This window comes from Streptomyces xantholiticus, from assembly GCF_014651015.1.
Classification (GTDB): domain Bacteria; phylum Actinomycetota; class Actinomycetes; order Streptomycetales; family Streptomycetaceae; genus Streptomyces; species Streptomyces xantholiticus.
In genome coordinates this window covers 72,407-88,861 of sequence record NZ_BMWB01000002.1, presented here as the reverse complement: position 1 = coordinate 88,861, position 16,455 = coordinate 72,407, and the positions used below count along the sequence as shown (strand labels likewise).

The following is a 16,455-nucleotide window of genomic DNA, read 5'->3' as shown; positions in this document are numbered from 1 at the left end:
TTGCCGGTGGTTCAGGCCGCCTTGCGGGCGATGCGGTTGATGGCACGTCCGATCCGAGGATCAGGCAGGGCGTCGATCGGACCGAGGCCGAGTTCGTCCACCAGTCTCCTGAGGTGGACGTCCACCGCTGCCTCCGCCAACTCGGCGTGCAACTCCGCGGCCCGCCGACCGCGCCGCCACGACACGGCCATGGCCACGGCGGCACCCACGGCCGCGGGCCACCAGAAGCAGCCGAGCACGGCGTAACAGGCCGCCCACATGAACAGGGTCAGCGCAGCGTCGAAGCGGGCCCGCGAGGCGCGCAGTTCCGTCCTGACGTCGTCCGGCAGCACCAGCCACAACTGGGACCAGCAGCAGGCCAGGTCGATGCCGTACTGGTGGCGCACGCGGGCGTCCAGGGCTGCGAACTGGTCGCCGATGTGAGTGGGGCGGCTGGGCTCGGCCTTGGCGATGCGGTCCCGGCGCGCGGTGTGCTCGTCGATCTCCTGCCACAGAGCCGGCGAGCGGCCCCGCGCCGGGGCCTCGGAGCGGCACGTTCGGATGGCAGCGTCGATGCGCCTCCAGCGTGAGGTGCGGTGCGTGGTGAGTCGCCGGGCCAGGAGGCGAGCAGGTCCCGGCCAGTCCCCGGCCCAGATCCGTTCGGCACCCGTGGCGCACGCCCGGACAAGGGTTCCGACGGCGACGGCGGCGAGGACGGCCAACGCGACGGCGGTGAGCTGACCGACAGTGGACCACCCCGACATCGCTGTCGCCCAGTGCCTCACCTGCCGACGCAGGGCACGCCAGTCGAGGGCGGAGTCATGGCCCAGGGCCACGGTGGAGACGGCGGCCCCGACGAAGAACAGGCCGGGCGCGGCCACAGTGGACAGCCATTTCTCGGCCAGCTTCGCGCCGAGCCCGTCGAGCATCGGGGTCACGGGCTTCAGGCCTCCACGATGCGCAGGGGCCGGTCGCGCAGCCAGCAGCGCCCTTCCGACGGGAGCGGGCCGCCGGGCTCACGTACCCGATTCAGGCTGCACCACCCGTCCGGGCAGCGGTAGATCTCGCCAGCCGACCGTGGGCTCGGCAGGGGGATCATTTCCGGGGGGATCATGTCCCAGGGTTCGCGCCCACGCACGGCTGCGGCCTCGTCGTCCAGCTCGTGTTCGGCAAGGCCCAGCCGCGCGACGACCTGCCGTACCGGCGTCTCGGCGAGTACCGCCTGCATCGCGGCGTGGAGTTCCGCGCCTCGGCCCTCTCCCTCGAATTCGTCCCTGAGCCAGGCGAGCGCCGCGCAAAGGCGTCGCCGTCCGTCACGCTCGTCGCTCATGGTGTTCCCCTCCCCTTCCCCAGCCTTCACGGCCCGCTGTGGATGATTGAGCCCCAGAACAGCGGATCACCGTAGCGCGTATGCTGCCGCAGTGTCCCGATCGCGTGATGCAGGGCGTACGCAGCTCCCGGGCTGTCGGGCGCCGCGAGGGCGCGGTAGACGCCGTGGGCCAGCTGCGGGGCCATGGCGTCCTCCACGGTCCACAGACTGCCGATGACCTGCCGGTAGCCGCACAGCTGGAAGGCGGACGCGACGGAGATGACCTCGTCGACCAGCTCCTGACCGGGGGCGGCGCTGTGGCAGGCGGACAGGTAGGCGAACTCCGCCTCGGTCAGCCGCTCCGCCGCCAGCTCGCTCAGCGTGAGATCCCCCGCGTGCAGCAGCAGCCGACTGCGTGACGGGTCCCGCCGGTCGTGCACACCGTGGCAGGCCAGGTGGGCGTGGGTGTGGGAGCGCAGCGCCGCGAGCACTGCCTGGGGTGTGGCCTGCCCGTCCCTGAGCTCGTTCCGGCGAGCGGACAACTGCTGCGTCGCGGTGAGTTCGTCGTCCAGTGCGGTAAGGCGCGGATACGCGTCACCGGCGTCGACCGCGACCGCGATCAGCGAAGTGTCGCCGGGGGCGGGAGCGGGTCTGTGCCTGGCGTACAGCAACGATCCCAGTGTCGGTATGTAAGAGGAGACGACGCGGTCGTGGGTGTAGACGTCCGCCTCGTCGAGCAGCGCGGCGTGCAGGGGCAGCAAGGCGAGCACACCTGTCGGGCACCACCACAGCCGCGGCTGGGGCTTGTTCTGCCGCGGGCGGTCGATGCCCAGGCGGGTGAGCACGGGGCGGACGATGCACCGGCCCAGCCAGCGAAGCGTGTCCTTCAGCACGAGGTTCTGCCGGCGCCGCTCGCTGCCCAGCACGCCCCCCGCGAGCATGGCCGCGGCCGTCCGGAACGCGTCGGCCCGGCGACCGATCTCCTCCTCCGTCACGCCGTCCAACGGCAGTACGTCGATCTCGCCGCGGTCGCGCCCCGGAGGCTGGTGCAGGAGCAGGACGTGGCATGCCGGACCGTAGACGTTGATCACCGCGATGGGCCCGTGCGCCGCGGCCCGGCTCAGCTGGTCCCAGTCCGGTGGTCTGTGGAACTGCTCGAACCCAGGGAGCGCGCGAATCCTGTCGACCAGTTCGTCGAACGCGGCCGCCGACTCCTCGCGCTTCTCGGGGCTGCGCTCGGCAGCGACCAGCTCCGCGCAGACCTGCTCGAACCGGTCGGCCAGCGCGGGGGACGAAGCGGCCAGCTCCTCGTGCCGCCCGCGCAGTCGCAGGGCCTGCGCCAACAGGACCCCTCGGCCCTGCTCCAGCCGGATCAGCGCCTCACGGGGCCGGCCGGCGGCGATCTCCACAGCCGCGGCGACGTTCGCCAGCGCCGGCAGCTCGCTCAGGCGCACCTCCTGGGACTTCCGGGTGAGCGCCCGTGCGGTCAGCTTGGGCAGCAGCTCGGTCAGGGCGCACCTGAAGGCGGTGCACGCTTCGTCCACGGCACCCAGCCTCATGCTGGTCGCGCCCCACAGGGCAGCGCAGTGCAGCCGGGTCCGGATGTCCTGCGTGGGGCTCAGGGCAGTGATGCGGTGGTGTTCGACGGCCTCGACGACGTCCGAGATGTCGCCCCGGTCCCGCCCTCGTGTCATCAGCAGGTGCCCCAGATGCATGCGGGCGAGCTGCTGGCTGGGGCCCAACTCCCCTGGATCACCGGCCACCTGTCGCAGGATGGCCTCGGCCGCCTCGATGTCCGCGTCCCCCTGCGTGTGCCTGCCGCGCAGCCACAGCGCGAGAGCGAGTTTGATCATCATGACTGGCCTGTCGTGCTGCCACGGCGGTGTGGCGGCCACCGCGTACGTCAGGTGGTCGACGGCCTCGTCGAGGTCGGCCCGGTCCTGGTGGGTGTCGAACCGGGCGGTGAGGACGGCGGCGAGGTTCGTGAGGCGTTGTGTGTGGCGGGGAGAAGCCGCCAACTCGGGCTCGTGCGAACGGCGTACGGCCTCGGTGGCGGCGTCCAGGTCGCCGAGCTGTCCCAGAGCGGTGTACCGATCGAGGTGGGCAAGGCCCAGGAAGGAGTAGGCCGAGGCTCGCTCGTCCTTGTTGAGCCGACCGTCGGCGAGAAGAGCCCCCAGCTCGGTGATCGACGTGTCCAAGTCGGCCAGCTCGCCCCGTATCTCGAAGCGCATCCGCAGGAGTTGGGCAAGCTCCAAGCGACGGTGGCTGCGCTCGGGCTCGTCGGTTCCGGGCGCCTCGATGGTGGCCCGCAATCGCTTGAGGGACGTGTCGAGCCGGTCCAGGTCACCGCCCCGCATGTAGTGCGACATCTCCGCGGCGACCCCGCCTTCCGGTGGCACCACCGGGGGCGCCTTCGCTTGCGTCCGCAGCAGCTGGGCCAGCATCTCCTCCCGCGCCGGGTCGCCGGGGGGCAGTGCCGCGGCCGCCTCGCGCATTAGGTACAGGCCTGCGGGCCACGCCTCCTCCGGGTGGATGCCGAAATCGGCCAAGTTCACCATGGCGGTGCCGAGATTGAAGGTGATGGGCGGTTCGGACTTCGTCCCGCGTGCCCCTTCCCGTGCCTTGCCGATGAGTGCGGCCGCCAGGGTGACACCCTCTTTGAAGCGGGCCGGCACACTTGGCATGAACAGCGCGTTGCCCACGGCGTGCACGATCTCGTGTGCCGCCACCACCTGCGGCGGATGCGCTGCGAATGACTCGCGCAACGGCTGCGGCACCGCGCCGGGCCGCACCGCGTGCACGAGAGCGAAGAGGAAGACAGTGGTGTGGTGGTCCCAGGCCGCGTGCTCCTCGGGCAGATGCTGACACCGGGCGAGGTGGTAGCCGGCGACCAGGTACACCACCTCCAAGAGCTCCTTGTCGGCGGCGATCTGCTCAGGCGTCAAGCGATCCTCAATGCCGAAGAAGCGGTGCGCGACGTTGTAGTGCGTCCTTCCCGCCAGGACGGCTTCCGGTGCGTCGAACGCCCACGCTCGTTCCTCATCAGGTGAGGCCATCGCCCGCTGGATGCTGGCACGCAGCTCCGGGCTCAATTCCTGCACTTTCCCCCCGAATCCCCCCAGCCGCGTCGGCGGCGAGGACCACCGTAGCGGTCGCCCGGTCTGCCAGGGGGTGGATCGCGAGAACGACAGTGCATCTGGGGCCGGGGGAGCGGGGGAGGAGGAAGCGGGCTCACGGGCGCACGGCCATGGTGGACGCGACGCTATGCCGCCCCCGTCTTTGATCTCGGCGAGCTCGCTGTAGAAAGTGAAGGAGATCTTGACGCGAAGGAGATCTTGGCGTTGGCGAAAGGTCAGGGGCCAGGTCGGCGTCCAGGTCGCGACAGGTGAGGCCTTGCCAGTCCGGCGGAGGCTGATGTTGGCGAGGCCCGGCTTCGCGCATGAGCCGCGCGAAACGGCTCTGGCCGCAGTTTCGTGGTGATCGCGATCATGGCCGGAGTCCAGAACACCCTAGGGTCAGTGCCTGATCCTAGGGTGGCCGTTCTCCAATGCGTTCCGTGCCGCCTCCATGAAGGCGTAGCGATATGCGCGCTTGGCGGGATTCTGTTCGGACGAAACGGTGTTACGCATGTGGATGTGTAGCACCGAGGTGCAGTCATGGGCGGCCTCGGCTGTCTCACGGAGAAGCAGCTGGACGGGTACCAGGCGGGCAACCTCAAGGGGACCTATCTGACCACCCAGGCCGTGGTGCGCAGGATGCGGGAGCAGGGCCGCGGCGGAAGCATCGTCAACATCGGTACGGCGCTGGACAAACGCGATCGCCGGCTTCCCCGCGTCGGCTCCGGTCATCACCAAGGGCGGTGTGCACACGCTCCCCACGAGCCTGGCCCCCCGAGCTCGCGGCGGACAGGGTCCGCGTCAAGCGCGTCGAGCGAGAAGTCAGATCGCTGCGCCTCCGGGTAGCGGTCGTTGAAGTCTCGAAACCCGGACCAGTTCCAGGCCGTTCGCGGTGCAGTGCTCCCGTACCCACGTCACGGTCGCGTTGACGGCATCGTCCTGGCCCCGGCCGGCCAGGGTGATCAGGCCGAGAAGATCGGAGTCCGGTTGGTCTGCCCTGCCACAGCCCAGGCTTCACCTGGCTGCCGTGCGCCGTGCGCCGTGGGCGAAGAAGACGGCGATGTCGCCCTGAGGGCGCGGACGCTGTCGGCCTTCGGGGCTTCGCCGTACAGTTTGCAGGCCACCTCGACGATCTGTTCCGGAGATCCGCAGCCACAGGGCGTCGTGCTGACCCCTCTCCAGGGCAGCGCGGCCCTCTCGCCGCGACGGGGGCCGAGGAAGATGAAGCCGCGCCACAGCTCGTAGAGCCAGTCGTCCTTGACGAAGTCGAGGAATTGACCAGTCGGTTCCGGTGTCCAGACCTTCAGGAAATGCGGGCGGCCAGCCACTTGGTGAGGTCGCCTGCGATGTGGTCGGTGCTGGTCGCGACGACGACGTCGTGTTCGTGGCGGGTGGTGTCGCGGCGGACGATCTCGTATCCGCCGTTTTTCAGGACGGCGACAGAAGCGAACCAGGAGGGGTCGTCCTGGTCGGGTTGGATGACGACAAAGGTGTTGTCCGTGTCGTTGAGGTCGTCGATCAGCATGAACAGGGCGTCCTCTGACGGGTCGTCGACGTGGTCGCCGTTCTCGCTGTCAGCGCAGTAGTACCTGGCGGCCACTGAACTCTCCCCATGCGTGTGCTGCCGAATTCGGTGGCCCAGCATGGCACGGCCGGACGAGGGGCGGTGGCTCACACCCACTGGTGTATCGCGGCGATCTGGACGGTGGCCTGGACGGCGAGCTTGTCATACCGGGTCGCGACGGCCCGGTGCTGCGTGAGGCGGCTGATCCCGCACTCGACCGCGTGTCGGGCCTTGTAGTCCTGCTGGTCGAGAGCCGGCGGACGGCCACCGGCACGGCCGCGCCGCGTGCGGTTGCGGACCTGGCCGGCCGGCGGTGCCGGGGCGACGAAGTCGCGGTCCACCAGGTCCGGCGCCCGCATCGCCCGCTCGCCGGGGACGGTGGTGCGGATCTTGTTGCCCCGCACGGCCCCGGACAGGCCCTCGGACCTCATCAGCCGCTGGACCGTGCACGGGCCACCTGGTGGTCCTGGTGTTTCAGCTCGGCCCAGACCTTGCGGACCCCGTAGACGCCGTGGTTGTCCGCGTGGACCTTCCCAGATCAACTCTGTCAGCTGTGCGTCACGGACCGAACGGGGCGACGCCGGGCGGCTGTTGAACGCGTAGTAGGTGGAAGGGGCGATGCTGACACCTCGCTGGGCGAGGACGGTGCGATCGGCTCGACTCCGCCGAAGGGGTCCCGGCGCTCGTCGATGAACGCTACGAGCGCAAATGCGGCCGGTCGAGCTCGGCCATGAAGAAAGCTGATCGCGCGACACATGTACGGCCGGGTCGGGGCGTTCGTTCGGCAGACCCCAATACCTCGAAAGCGGTAACCCAGTGAGCATCGCTGTGTACTGTGCGTATGGAGGTAAGGAACCGGCCTGGGGATTGTGGGGGCGCGATGGACCCGGTTGTGGTGGCGGCTGGAACGGCGCTGGTCGGGGCGATGGCCACGGACGCCTGGCAACACGCCCGTGCGGGCGTCGTTGCGCTGTGGCGGCGTGGTGGCCTTGATCAGTCAGAGATGGTGCAGGCCGACCTGGCGCAGGCCCGGACCGAGGTGCTGGCGGCCCGCGAGGCAGGCGACGACACGACCGAGGAGGCCCTTGCCGGGGTGTGGCGGATGCGCATGCAGCAACTGGTGCGTGACAACCCGGAGCTGGCGCCTGAGCTGCGGCGACTGTTGGACGAGACGCTCACGCCGCATCTGACACCCGAGGAACGGGAAGGGGTCACCTCCATCGAGTTGAGGGCCACTGCGCGTGACCACGGCCGGGTCTACCAGGCAGGACGCGATCAGCACATCACCGAACGGTGAACGGCGGGAGGCGCGGACAGGACCAGCCGGACGTGAGCCTGCGGGCGGGCGCCGAAGATGGCAGCCGGATCTACCAGGCGGTCGGCGACCAGTACATCTACGAAGGCCTGCCGGCAGCGCCCGCCTCAGTCACCAATACACTCCCGCGGGATACGTTTGCATTCGAGGGCCGTGACGGGGAGTTGCAGAAGCTCGTCGACGCTGTGCGTCATGCGTCGGCGTCCAGAGGGCCGCTCCCGGTTTATGCGATCGATGGAATGCCAGGGGTTGGAAAGACCGCCTTCGCGGTCCGAGCAGCACATCTGCTGGCTGATGCCTTCCCTGACGGGACGCTGTTCGTGAACCTGCACGCCCATAGTGCAGGACAACTTCCGGTCGAGCCGGTCGACGTGCTCGGTTCGCTATTGAGCATCGCCGGGGTGGCTGCGCAGTACATCCCTGCCGGGTTGGACGCTCGTGCCGCAATGTGGCGCGACAGGCTCGCCGGCAAGCGGGTACTGCTCATTCTGGATAATGCGACCGGCCACCATCAGGTCGAGCCGTTGCTCCCCGGCACCGACAACTGCCTGAACCTCGTGACCAGCCGACGGCGGCTCAGCGCCCTGGACGGGGCGGTCTCGATCTCGCTCGGCCCTCTCGCGCCCGACGAAGCCATCAACTTGCTGAGCACGCTGTCGGGCCGGGACGTCTCGTGCGAGGAGGCCGACGCCGACGCCCTCGTTCGTCTCTGCGGCTGCCTTCCTTTGGCCGTCTCCATGCTGGCCGGCAGGCTTCGTCACCATCCTTCGTGGCTGCTCGGAGACCTCATCGAGGACATGGCGGATGCGCAGACCAGGCTCGATGAACTGCGAGCGGAAGACAGCGCAGTGGCCGCAACATTCGAACTGTCCTACCAGGACCTCCCGGCCGATCGGAAGCTCTTCTTCCGACGGTTGGGCTTGCATCCGGGGGAGGAGCTCGACGACTGGGCCGCAGCGGCGCTGGTCGGCGTCCCTCGTAGCCAAGCCCGCCGTCATCTGGCCGCCCTGTACGACGACCATTTGATCGACGAACTGCGCCGTGGGCGCTATCACATGCACGATCTGATTCGTGACTACACCCGCGCTCTCGCCGAGGCGGACGGGGAAGCCGGCAACGAAGAGGCAATGGGGCGTCTGTTCGATTACTATCGTCAAACCGCCTCTCTCGCTGACCGGCAGCTGGGCCATACCCTCCGGGCGGGAATCCCGTCAATCTCCGGAGCACCAAGCTGTCCCGATCTGGCGAGCCGCACCGAAGCGTTGAAGTGGATGGAGAGCGAACGCGCCAACCTTCTGGCCTGTGCTCAGCGCACCATCCAGCATGGTCAGCATCCGCGGGTCGTGCGATTCGCCGAGGCGATGGCCAGGTATCTCCAGCAGGCAGGCCCCTGGGACCGGGCCATCGAGATCCACCGCGCCGCGACGGCGGCAGCGCAGCGCAGCGCCGACCCGCCCGAACAGGCACGTGCCCTCATCCGACTGGCGACCGTGCAGTACCTGAGTGGTGATTATCCGCAGGCACGTGAAGCGGTGAACTGTGCGCTCGGGCTCTATCGTGATGTCAGTGATCTCTCTGGGCAGGCGTCCGCTCTCTGCCACCTGGGCATCATCCATAAGCTGACCAACGAACATGAAGTTTCCACACAGGCCCTGGAGCGATCACTTTCGCTGTATCGCCATCTTGGCGACCAGGAGGGGCAGGCCGACGCCCTCACCCAACTCGGAATCGTGCGGTACTGGCAGTCCGACTATTCTGGCGCATCGCAGTTGCTGGAGCAGGCGTTGAAGCTCTACCGCGATGTGGAGAATCTGCTTGGGCAGGCCAATGCTCTGCACCATCTGGGCCTCGTCCGTTGGCTTCTCGATGACTACCCGGTGGCGGCCGAGGTGCTCGAGAAGGCGATGGCTCTTCACCGTGATCTCGGCAATCGCATAGGCATGGCGGAATCCCAGAACTGGCTGGGCGCCGTGTGGTGCACCACCGGCAGGTATGAGGCCGCCGCCGAGGCACAATCAGAGGCCCTGACCGTCTTCCGCGAGATGGGCAGTCGGTTCGACGAGTCGGAGGCGCTTTACCACTTGGGCGTCACACACTTGTCCGCCGAGGAATATGACGCGGCGGTGAGGTACCTGGAAGAAGCCCTGGTCGTGTGCCGATGCGTGGACAGCCCACTCGGCGAGGCGGATGTGCTCTGGGCCCTCGGCGCCGCGCACGTCCGTACCGGCGACCTCACTCTGGCCGCCGAACTCCTTGACCAGTCGCTGACCCTCTATCGCGAGATGGAGAACAGCCTCGGGGAAGCCGCCACCCTCAACGAGATCGGGAAGTTGTTGTTCGCTTCGGGCCGGCACACCCAGGCCCTTGAACATCACGAGTTGGCACTTTCCCTGGCGCGCTCCCTCAATAGTCCGTTCGAAGAAGCCCTCGCGCTCGCCGGGATCGGTCGCCACGCCCACTACGAAGGCGAGACCGTGGTCGCGATCGATCATTTTCGGAATGCTCATTCGATTCTCGAGCGTATCGGCGCGGCCGAAGCCGAGAAGATCCAGCGTGAACTCGCCGACCTCCTGCCCGGCATGCTTGACGAACGCGGCAAATGATCCGATTAGGCTCTACTGGGGGTTCACGCCACGTACCGCACCCCCTGCACTACGCCATTCCCGTGATCAAGTGCAAGGGCCACGCGGTGCCATCGCGTGACCACCGCGGAAGCGGCCGGCGGTGGAGGCTCGCCCCAAGCGCCTCGTCACAGCAGTTGGCTCATCACGGCGTGGACCAGCCCTCGGACCGTGACCACCCCTTTGACGGGCTCTTCCGGGATCTCGATCTCGAACTCGTCCTCCATGGCCATGAAGAGCTCGACCATGTCCAACTCGTCTGCTCCCAGATCGTCGACGAGCGAGGCGTCTGGAGTGATTACGTCCTCGTCGATCCCGAGTTGCTCAGAGATGATGGCGATCACCTGCATCACGGCCGTTCGGACCGAGCCGTGGGCGGGCCTGGCTACGAGCGTGTCGAGTTCGGCGCGCAGTTCCCTCGACATCGCGAGGGATGCCTCGTGTGCCCCGGGGGACGCCGCAGCGAGGTTCCGACGGATCCCGATGGCTTCCTCGACCGCGGCCAGCGCCCCTTGGTGGTGACCAAGCGCGACCAGAGCCGTGGCGAGGCTGTGCAGGTTCCTGGCGAGGTCCGGCAGGTGGACATCGGGGAGGCGGGCCGCGAGGTCGCGGTAGAGGGCCACGGCCTGGACGACCGCGACCAGGGCTTCGTCCGTCCGGTCCAGTACACCCAGCCGCATGAACAGCAGCTCCAGCGCGGTCGCGAGTTCTGCCAGGTAGGCGTCGGGGTGGACCTCTGCAAGCCCCCTGTACATCGCGACGGCCTGTTCGGCCGTGTCCAGTGCGTCCTGGTGCCGGCCTACGGCGCGCAGTCTGGTGGAGAGGTTGCTCACCACCCGTGCCAGGCCCGGGAGGTAGGCGCCGGGCTGGCTCCCGGCAAGCGAGCGGTAGGTGGCGACGGCCTCCTCGGAGGCCGCCAGCGCCTCCTGGTGCCGCCCGAGAGCGCCCAGCTCGATCGACACGTTTCCGAGGACCATGGCGAGGTCCGGAAGGTACGCGTCGGGGCGGCTCTCAGCGAGGTCATGGCAGGTGGTCAGGACGCTTTCGAGGGTGGACAGAGCCTCCTGCCGCCGCCCCATCGCGGCTAATCGGACCGCGTGGTTGCTCGTGATCTTGGCGAGGTCGGGGCGGTAGGTGTCGGGATCGATCTCGGCCAACAGACGATGGGCGCCCAGCGCCTTTTCGGCCGTCTCCAACGCTTCCTCGTGTCGTCCCAGCTCAGCCAGCCGGCTGGACAGGTTGTTCAGCGCCATCGCGTAGTCGGGGAAGTGCTCCGCGAACGATGCTTGGGCGAGCCGTTGCCGAATTCTCACAGCGATCTCGATGATGGTCAGCGCATCCTCCCGCCGCCCCAGATCGCCCAGTCGGTTCGACAGGTTGTTCAGGGCCTTGGCGAAATCGTGCAGATGGGACGCCGGATCGGCCCGAGCGAGCAGCCGGAAGGCATCGACAGCCTCTTCCACCGCGGCCAGCGCCTCCTCCTGCCGTCCCAGATCGCTCAGCCGGTTGGAAAGCTCGTTCAGCGCTCTTGCGAGCCGCGGGAGCCGCCCCGGCGCGTTCTGCGGGAGGTCGCGGCAGCGGTCCGCGAGCCGCCCGGCGGCCTCGGCGGCCCAGCCGGCGAGGCGTCGGCTGGACGGCGGGAGGAGGCCGACAAGGCGCTGAAGGTCGTCCGTTCCGAAGTCGCCGGCGATCCGCTCCAGGGCCGCGAGCAGGGGGCCGGGAGTCTCGGTCTGGGTGGCGACCTCGACGAGCTGCGGCGCCAGGCGGCCGCCGTGCCGGACGCACAGCTCGCTCAGCTGCTCGTCCAGGCGGCCCTGGACGTCGGGGTGGGCCGCGGCGCGGCTGTAGACGGTCAGCAGTTGGGTGGCCTGCAGATCGTCCACAGCCGACGCCAGACACTCGGCCAAGAGTGGATCGGCCTCGAGGCGCAGCCCGATGAATCGCTCGGCCAGACGGTCAGGGTAGAGGCTGCCCCACAGGCGGCCCGGGACAGAGGACGGGAAGAGCGCCGCCAACCAGAAGCTGACGGCATCCCGCCGGTCGCGCGGCTGATCCGCCAGCGTCGGAACGCGCCGCAGGGTCCCGTCGGCCTGTTCACGGTCGGCGGCACCAACGAGCAGGGCGGCGGTGACCGAGTCATGCAGGGTGACCTCGGTCAGCCCTCGCGTCACGCCTCCGGCCTCGGCCGTCCGAGCCCAGTAGCGACTCTCGTGGCCGAGCAGTCGTTTCTCCACGCTCTGGCGCGGTGCCGCCGCGGTGACGACGGCCGGCACTTCTGCCTGGTCGAGCAGGTCGGCGAGCGCGGTCATCTGCAGGGTCAGCGCATTGCCCATGCCCTCCCGGGTGAGCCGCGGAGTGGGGAGTGCCTCAGCCAGGACCGGCCAGTCGCGATGCTCGTAGCCCTCGACCTGCGGAAGTGCAGCGGCAAACGCCCGCACTGCGCCTCTGTAGGCATCGAAGCGGTCCGACGGATCGGGATCAAGCGGAGGAACGGCGACTACCGGGGTGCCCTCCAGGAAGTCCTCCGTGATGCTGCTGAGGGTCTGCGCCCGGCTCCACCAGTCACCGGCCGTCCGGGCCAGTAACAGGATCTTGAACGGGGTGCCGCCGCCGTGCTCGGCGGCGGCCTCCACCAGCCCGGCGAGCTGCCCCGTGCGTGCCTCGGCATAGTCGACGACGACCAGCATGGGCTTGGCAGCGTGCCGCAGGGCCCGCACTTCGGAGGCGGTGCCCTCGGCGTGCGGCCACAGCACGGCCCAGCCCTCGGCCGCGAGAGTGCCGGCAAGATGGCGGGCGAGCCGGGTCTTGCCCTGACCGCCGGGCCCGTGCAGGAGCCAGGTGCCGAACCCGCCCAGGCCGCACCAAGCCTCCAGCCGGTCCATCAGCTCCGCGCGGCCGCGGAAGGGCACCGTCTGCCGGTCCGCCGTGAGCAGGGCCGCGGGCGACCGCAGACCGCGGGCGGGTGCGGCCTCCACGGCGGCCAGATCCTGGAACTCCACCGCCTCAAGCGGCTGCGGGCCTGCCCCGTGGGCGGCCAGGACGGCACGGAACGACGCGTCGTGGTGCAGTACGTAGGCAGGAACGACCTTCAGCGCGGCATGCCCGGAGTGCGCCGACTCCGCGAGGACCACACCGGTCAGCAGTCGGTCGCAGAACATCGCGGCGCCCGACAAGCCACCCCACGGCGAGGAGATGCCAGACGGCCAGCTCGGCGGGTGTGCCGTCAGGTCCATGACGTACTGGTTGTTGACGAAGCCGCTGCCCGGGTTCACGTGGCCGCATTGCTGACTGGCCTCAACCGCCGTCCTGGGCCGCTGGACCAAGTCGGGCACGCCCCACGTCTCACATTCCTGGCCTGGTCGGGAGGTCACCAGACGGCCCCAGCGAACCCCCGCCCCGGGCGGCAGCCGCCAGCCGTCGTCGGTGACCAGGACCAGTGCGGCGTCGTCGAGACTGCCCGGCGTCCCGCGCCACACCGTCTCGCCGACGAACTCCCGGTCGCCGCCCGGGTGGAAAACACGTACCCGCCCGTCCTCCCCGGCCGCGACATGTGCCGAGGTGAGCACCAGCCGCGGCCCCACCGAGTACCCTGACCCCGGCCCGCCTGGCCCGTTGACCGCCACAAGTCTCGCCTCGTCCACCGTCTGCCCCCCTACTCCGGTGCCGACCGACCGCCCGTCACCGATGCATCCCTCAGTGCGCAATACGCCGGCTTGTGTCACCCGGTCCGGCAGAACGGTTCGGCGAACCACTCACGAGCAGGTCCTCGCCATTGACGCTCCTCGGCGTCAGAGTGAACGCGACCCTGTGCGTCCGGCCCCGTGAGACCCCCGCTTCGGTCTCCGCCGAGACCGCCCACAGCCTGAAGCCCCCTTTCGCCTTTCCGTCGGCACGCATCTCGACCTGGAACTCCATCTCGACCGGCCCCACCGCGAATGCGATCTCCTGGTCCGTGCCCTGCGCTGCGGCTGCCAGCAGCTCATCGCGCACTGCCGCCACCGCATCCACCAGCGGAATGTCCACCGAACCCCGCCCCCTTTTGTTCCTGATGCCGCATCAGTTTGTTTTGTCTGTCAGCGTAGACGGCTGGACTTACGCCGCACAGCCCGATCCGCGAACCGCCGCCCCGGTAAACCGTCGCCCCGGCATCATGTACAGCGCCCCTCAACGGCAGCACCCTGCGGTTGAGCCGGCGCCCGCGGCCTTCCGATCGCCGTGCGGGGCCCGCACGTGTGACGGGCAGCGGTGACCGCACCCCTGCCGGGCGTCGGCGTTGGGCCGGGCGCCACCGCTGTCCCGCACCGCACGCATCGCGTCCCTTGGGTGTCCTTCCCGTCCACGCTGTGCGTCGGGGACGTTCCTCGGTGAGCCTCATGGAGGGGATGTTCGCCGTACTCGCCGGCGTCATCGCGGTCGCCTTTGTGCTGGTGGCCCGGTGGATCCCCAACGACACGGGGCGCCGGGACGAACCCCAGGACGTGCTGGGGACCGTCCTGCTCTCGCTCGGCCTGGTGGCCTTGCTCCTCGCGATCACCCAGGGCCCACATGCGGGGTGGCTGTCCGCCCCCGTGCTCGGCCTCTTCATTACGGCTGGCGTGTTCCTGACCGCCCTGGCGGTGGCCGAGAAGCGCACACCGCACCCGCTGCTCGAACCGCGTGTCTTCCTCGACAGGCCGATGCTGCTGACCCACTGTGCCGCGGCGCTCTTCTACGCCGCGGCCCTGATCTTCTTCCTCCTCGTGCCGACGCTGGCCCAATTGCCGACGCACGGGCCGGAGGGCACCGCACGGGGATTCGGCTTCACCATGACCGCCGCGGGCCTGCTCATGCTCCCCTCGGCGCTGCTTCAGGTTCTGGTGGCACCGCTCGTACCGGCGCTCGAGCGGACCTTCGGCCACCGCGCTCCCTTGCTCGCAGGACTGTCACTGGTGCTTGCCGGAAGCCTGGCGCTGGCACGGTGGCACGCCACGCCGGTGCAGGTGCTCGCCGATTCCCTGCTGCTGGGAACGGGCGCCGTCTCAGCTTCGCGGAACTGCCGTCGCTCGTGGTCCGCTTCGCTCCGGGGCATGCGATAGCCACCGCCAACGGCCTCAACACCGCCGTCCGTACGGTCGGCGGTGTCATCGGGACCCAGGTCGCCACAGCGATCCTCAGCGCCCACGCGGTTGCCGGCTCGCCGCTGCCGGGCGGGCGCGCCTTCACTGTCGTGTTCGTGCTCGGCTCCCTGTTCGCGGCGGCTGGTGTCGTGGTGGTCCTCCTACTGCCTCGAGCCGCCGCCCCCCGGTGAGGCACTGGTCGAACCGGCTGGGTCCCGCCTCTCGTTACGGGACCCGTGCCCGGTCGGCAGGCTCAGTGGACGGCGGGCAGCCGCGCGTCGAGGAGTTGCCCGGCCGGCTGGGTCATGTGGTCATCGGGGGCGTCGGTCCCCGGGGCAGGGGAAACGTCTCTCCATCGGTCGGGGCACGAGCTGCGCCGCCGGCGAATCACTCGATCGGTCCCGTGCGACGGACGGGCGGCGCGATCAGCTGCCCCGTGCGGGGCCCGGTCCGAGCTCCGCGATCAAGGCGGCGAGCTCGTCGAGGGTCCAGGCATCCGCCGCCCCGGGGCAGCGCGAGAGATAGCGCGCCACGGCGGAGGCGTCTCGTACCGCGTCCGTGAGCAGCCCGCGGGCCAGATGCAGCAGGTACCGGCTGGTCGGCTTGGTCCAGGGCACTTCCGTCAGACGCCACGGCGCGGTGAACGTGAGCACCGGGACGGTGTCGACGTGTCCGAGGAGCACCAGGGTCTGGTAGCGGCCGGGGCCGAGGACCGCTCTGCCGTCGGCGAGCACTTCGGCGAAGTCGAGGTCCGTCCCCGGGGGTGCGTACATCTCCTGGGTGGCGATGTCGGAGAACTGCCCGGCGGTGATGAGGTGGGCGCGGCCCCACACGCGCCCGGCGGCGGCGGAGTCATAGAAGGCCCGGCCGCCGCGCCAGACGGGTGACTCCGTCGCGAAGTACATACGGCCCGGGAACTCGATCGCTTCCGAGCGCAGCGGCGGGCGCTGGTCCCGGCATCCCGGAAAGGTTCGTGCGGCGTCGGGCGGCCTGCCGCCGCGGAGGTAGTACCGCAGTAGGGCGGCGTCCATGTTCGAGCCGTACGACGCGTACCAGATCCGGTCCCGGGGGTGGAGCTGCCCGGGCCGGGCGGGAGTGAGGCGGTGGACGGTGGCCAAGAACGGCTCCGCGGGGTGCGTAGGGGTGGTGCCCCGGGGGCATCGGCGTACACCCGTGAGTACCACCGCCGGAGGGACGGGGGGGTTCGCCCGGGCCCGCAGCGGCGCCGGATGGTGGTACCGGGTCCGGGGGCCCGGTCAGCGGGCGGCGTTCCCGGCCGGCGCGGGGGCGGATGGCGGCCCGTTTCCGGCCGGCCGCCGTCGTGCCACACCGCCCAGCGGCCGAGTGCGACCCCGCAGGCGTGATCAAGGTGACGCGCCCGGAGAGGTCGAGTTCGAGGTGACGTTTCTTTCAAAGATCGAAACAGGCCGATCGGCCGTGGGGACAGCCGGATCC

General features: G+C 69.6%; 13 protein-coding genes and 1 pseudogene. 4 read left to right on the top strand and 10 right to left on the bottom strand.

Translation table 11 applies throughout. The annotated features are described in order from the left end of the window. Positions 1-11: 11 nt before the first annotated feature. From IE198_RS04730 to IE198_RS36545, 7 genes and pseudogenes are all read right to left on the bottom strand, one after another. On the bottom strand, positions 12-908 hold the full coding sequence (locus IE198_RS04730; RefSeq protein WP_229833774.1) for a hypothetical protein: 897 nt from the start codon (positions 906-908) through the stop codon (positions 12-14). Between the two features lie 14 nt (positions 909-922). After that, entirely contained in the window at positions 923-1,309 is a 387-nt protein-coding gene (locus IE198_RS04725) for a hypothetical protein (RefSeq protein ID WP_189882985.1), read from the bottom strand. 26 nt (positions 1,310-1,335) lie between these two features. After that, positions 1,336-4,344, bottom strand: a complete 3,009-nt coding sequence (locus tag IE198_RS04720; RefSeq protein WP_229833745.1) for a CHAT domain-containing protein — start codon at positions 4,342-4,344, stop codon at positions 1,336-1,338. A 1,022-nt stretch (positions 4,345-5,366) separates the two neighbouring features. Then, the gene (locus IE198_RS04715) at positions 5,367-5,732 is read right to left on the bottom strand and encodes a hypothetical protein (RefSeq protein ID WP_189882981.1); all 366 of its coding nucleotides are present in this window, start codon (positions 5,730-5,732) and stop codon (positions 5,367-5,369) included. Continuing rightward, positions 5,708-6,049, bottom strand: a complete 342-nt coding sequence (locus tag IE198_RS04710; protein ID WP_189883651.1) for a hypothetical protein — start codon at positions 6,047-6,049, stop codon at positions 5,708-5,710. Before IE198_RS04710 ends, IE198_RS04715 begins: the two co-directional genes overlap by 25 nt. 26 nt (positions 6,050-6,075) lie before the next feature. Continuing rightward, on the bottom strand, positions 6,076-6,399 hold the full coding sequence (locus IE198_RS36550) for a hypothetical protein (RefSeq protein WP_373299772.1): 324 nt from the start codon (positions 6,397-6,399) through the stop codon (positions 6,076-6,078). Continuing rightward, positions 6,399-6,488 (bottom strand): annotated as a pseudogene (locus IE198_RS36545) (IS3 family transposase); the annotation flags it as partial. The pseudogene IE198_RS36545 and the gene IE198_RS36550, both read right to left, overlap by 1 nt. A gap of 375 nt (positions 6,489-6,863) precedes the next feature. On the opposite strand from IE198_RS36545, the gene IE198_RS04695 reads away from it, so the two are divergent. Both IE198_RS04695 and IE198_RS04690 read left to right on the top strand, forming a co-directional pair. Then, the gene (locus IE198_RS04695) at positions 6,864-7,265 is read left to right on the top strand and encodes a hypothetical protein (protein ID WP_229833744.1); all 402 of its coding nucleotides are present in this window, start codon (positions 6,864-6,866) and stop codon (positions 7,263-7,265) included. A 32-nt stretch (positions 7,266-7,297) separates the two neighbouring features. Further along, a complete protein-coding gene (locus IE198_RS04690; protein ID WP_189882977.1) occupies positions 7,298-9,886 on the top strand; it encodes an ATP-binding protein in 2,589 nt (862 codons plus the stop codon). A gap of 146 nt (positions 9,887-10,032) precedes the next feature. Here the strand turns inward: IE198_RS04690 and IE198_RS36540 are convergent, their stop codons facing one another. Both IE198_RS36540 and IE198_RS04680 read right to left on the bottom strand, forming a co-directional pair. Further along, the gene (locus IE198_RS36540; protein WP_373299771.1) at positions 10,033-13,470 is read right to left on the bottom strand and encodes an acyl carrier protein; all 3,438 of its coding nucleotides are present in this window, start codon (positions 13,468-13,470) and stop codon (positions 10,033-10,035) included. A 127-nt stretch (positions 13,471-13,597) separates the two neighbouring features. After that, positions 13,598-13,927 (bottom strand): trypco2 family protein, encoded by a 330-nt coding sequence (locus tag IE198_RS04680; protein WP_189882974.1) that lies wholly within the window; start codon positions 13,925-13,927, stop codon positions 13,598-13,600. A gap of 341 nt (positions 13,928-14,268) precedes the next feature. Here IE198_RS04680 and IE198_RS04675 point away from each other — a divergent pair, with 341 nt between their 5' ends. Both IE198_RS04675 and IE198_RS04670 read left to right on the top strand, forming a co-directional pair. After that, the gene (locus IE198_RS04675) at positions 14,269-14,979 is read left to right on the top strand and encodes an MFS transporter (RefSeq protein ID WP_189882972.1); all 711 of its coding nucleotides are present in this window, start codon (positions 14,269-14,271) and stop codon (positions 14,977-14,979) included. Next, positions 14,949-15,191: a hypothetical protein gene (locus tag IE198_RS04670; protein WP_189882971.1), complete on the top strand. Its 243-nt coding sequence runs from the start codon at positions 14,949-14,951 to the stop codon at positions 15,189-15,191. Before IE198_RS04675 ends, IE198_RS04670 begins: the two co-directional genes overlap by 31 nt. A gap of 234 nt (positions 15,192-15,425) precedes the next feature. Here the strand turns inward: IE198_RS04670 and IE198_RS04665 are convergent, their stop codons facing one another. Then, a complete protein-coding gene (locus IE198_RS04665) occupies positions 15,426-16,118 on the bottom strand; it encodes a histone deacetylase (RefSeq protein ID WP_189882969.1) in 693 nt (230 codons plus the stop codon). Between the last annotated feature and the right edge of the window lie 337 nt (positions 16,119-16,455).

Excerpts from the sequence above, each read along its gene's own strand:
- IE198_RS04730 (WP_229833774.1), bottom strand. The coding sequence starts at position 908 with ATGCTCGACGGGCTCGGCGCGAAGCTGGCCGAGAAATGGCTGTCCACT.
- IE198_RS04725 (WP_189882985.1), bottom strand. The coding sequence starts at position 1,309 with ATGAGCGACGAGCGTGACGGACGGCGACGCCTTTGCGCGGCGCTCGCC.
- IE198_RS04720 (WP_229833745.1), bottom strand. The coding sequence starts at position 4,344 with ATGGCCTCACCTGATGAGGAACGAGCGTGGGCGTTCGACGCACCGGAA.
- IE198_RS04710 (WP_189883651.1), bottom strand. The coding sequence starts at position 6,049 with ATGCTGGGCCACCGAATTCGGCAGCACACGCATGGGGAGAGTTCAGTG.
- IE198_RS36550 (WP_373299772.1), bottom strand. The coding sequence starts at position 6,399 with ATGAGGTCCGAGGGCCTGTCCGGGGCCGTGCGGGGCAACAAGATCCGC.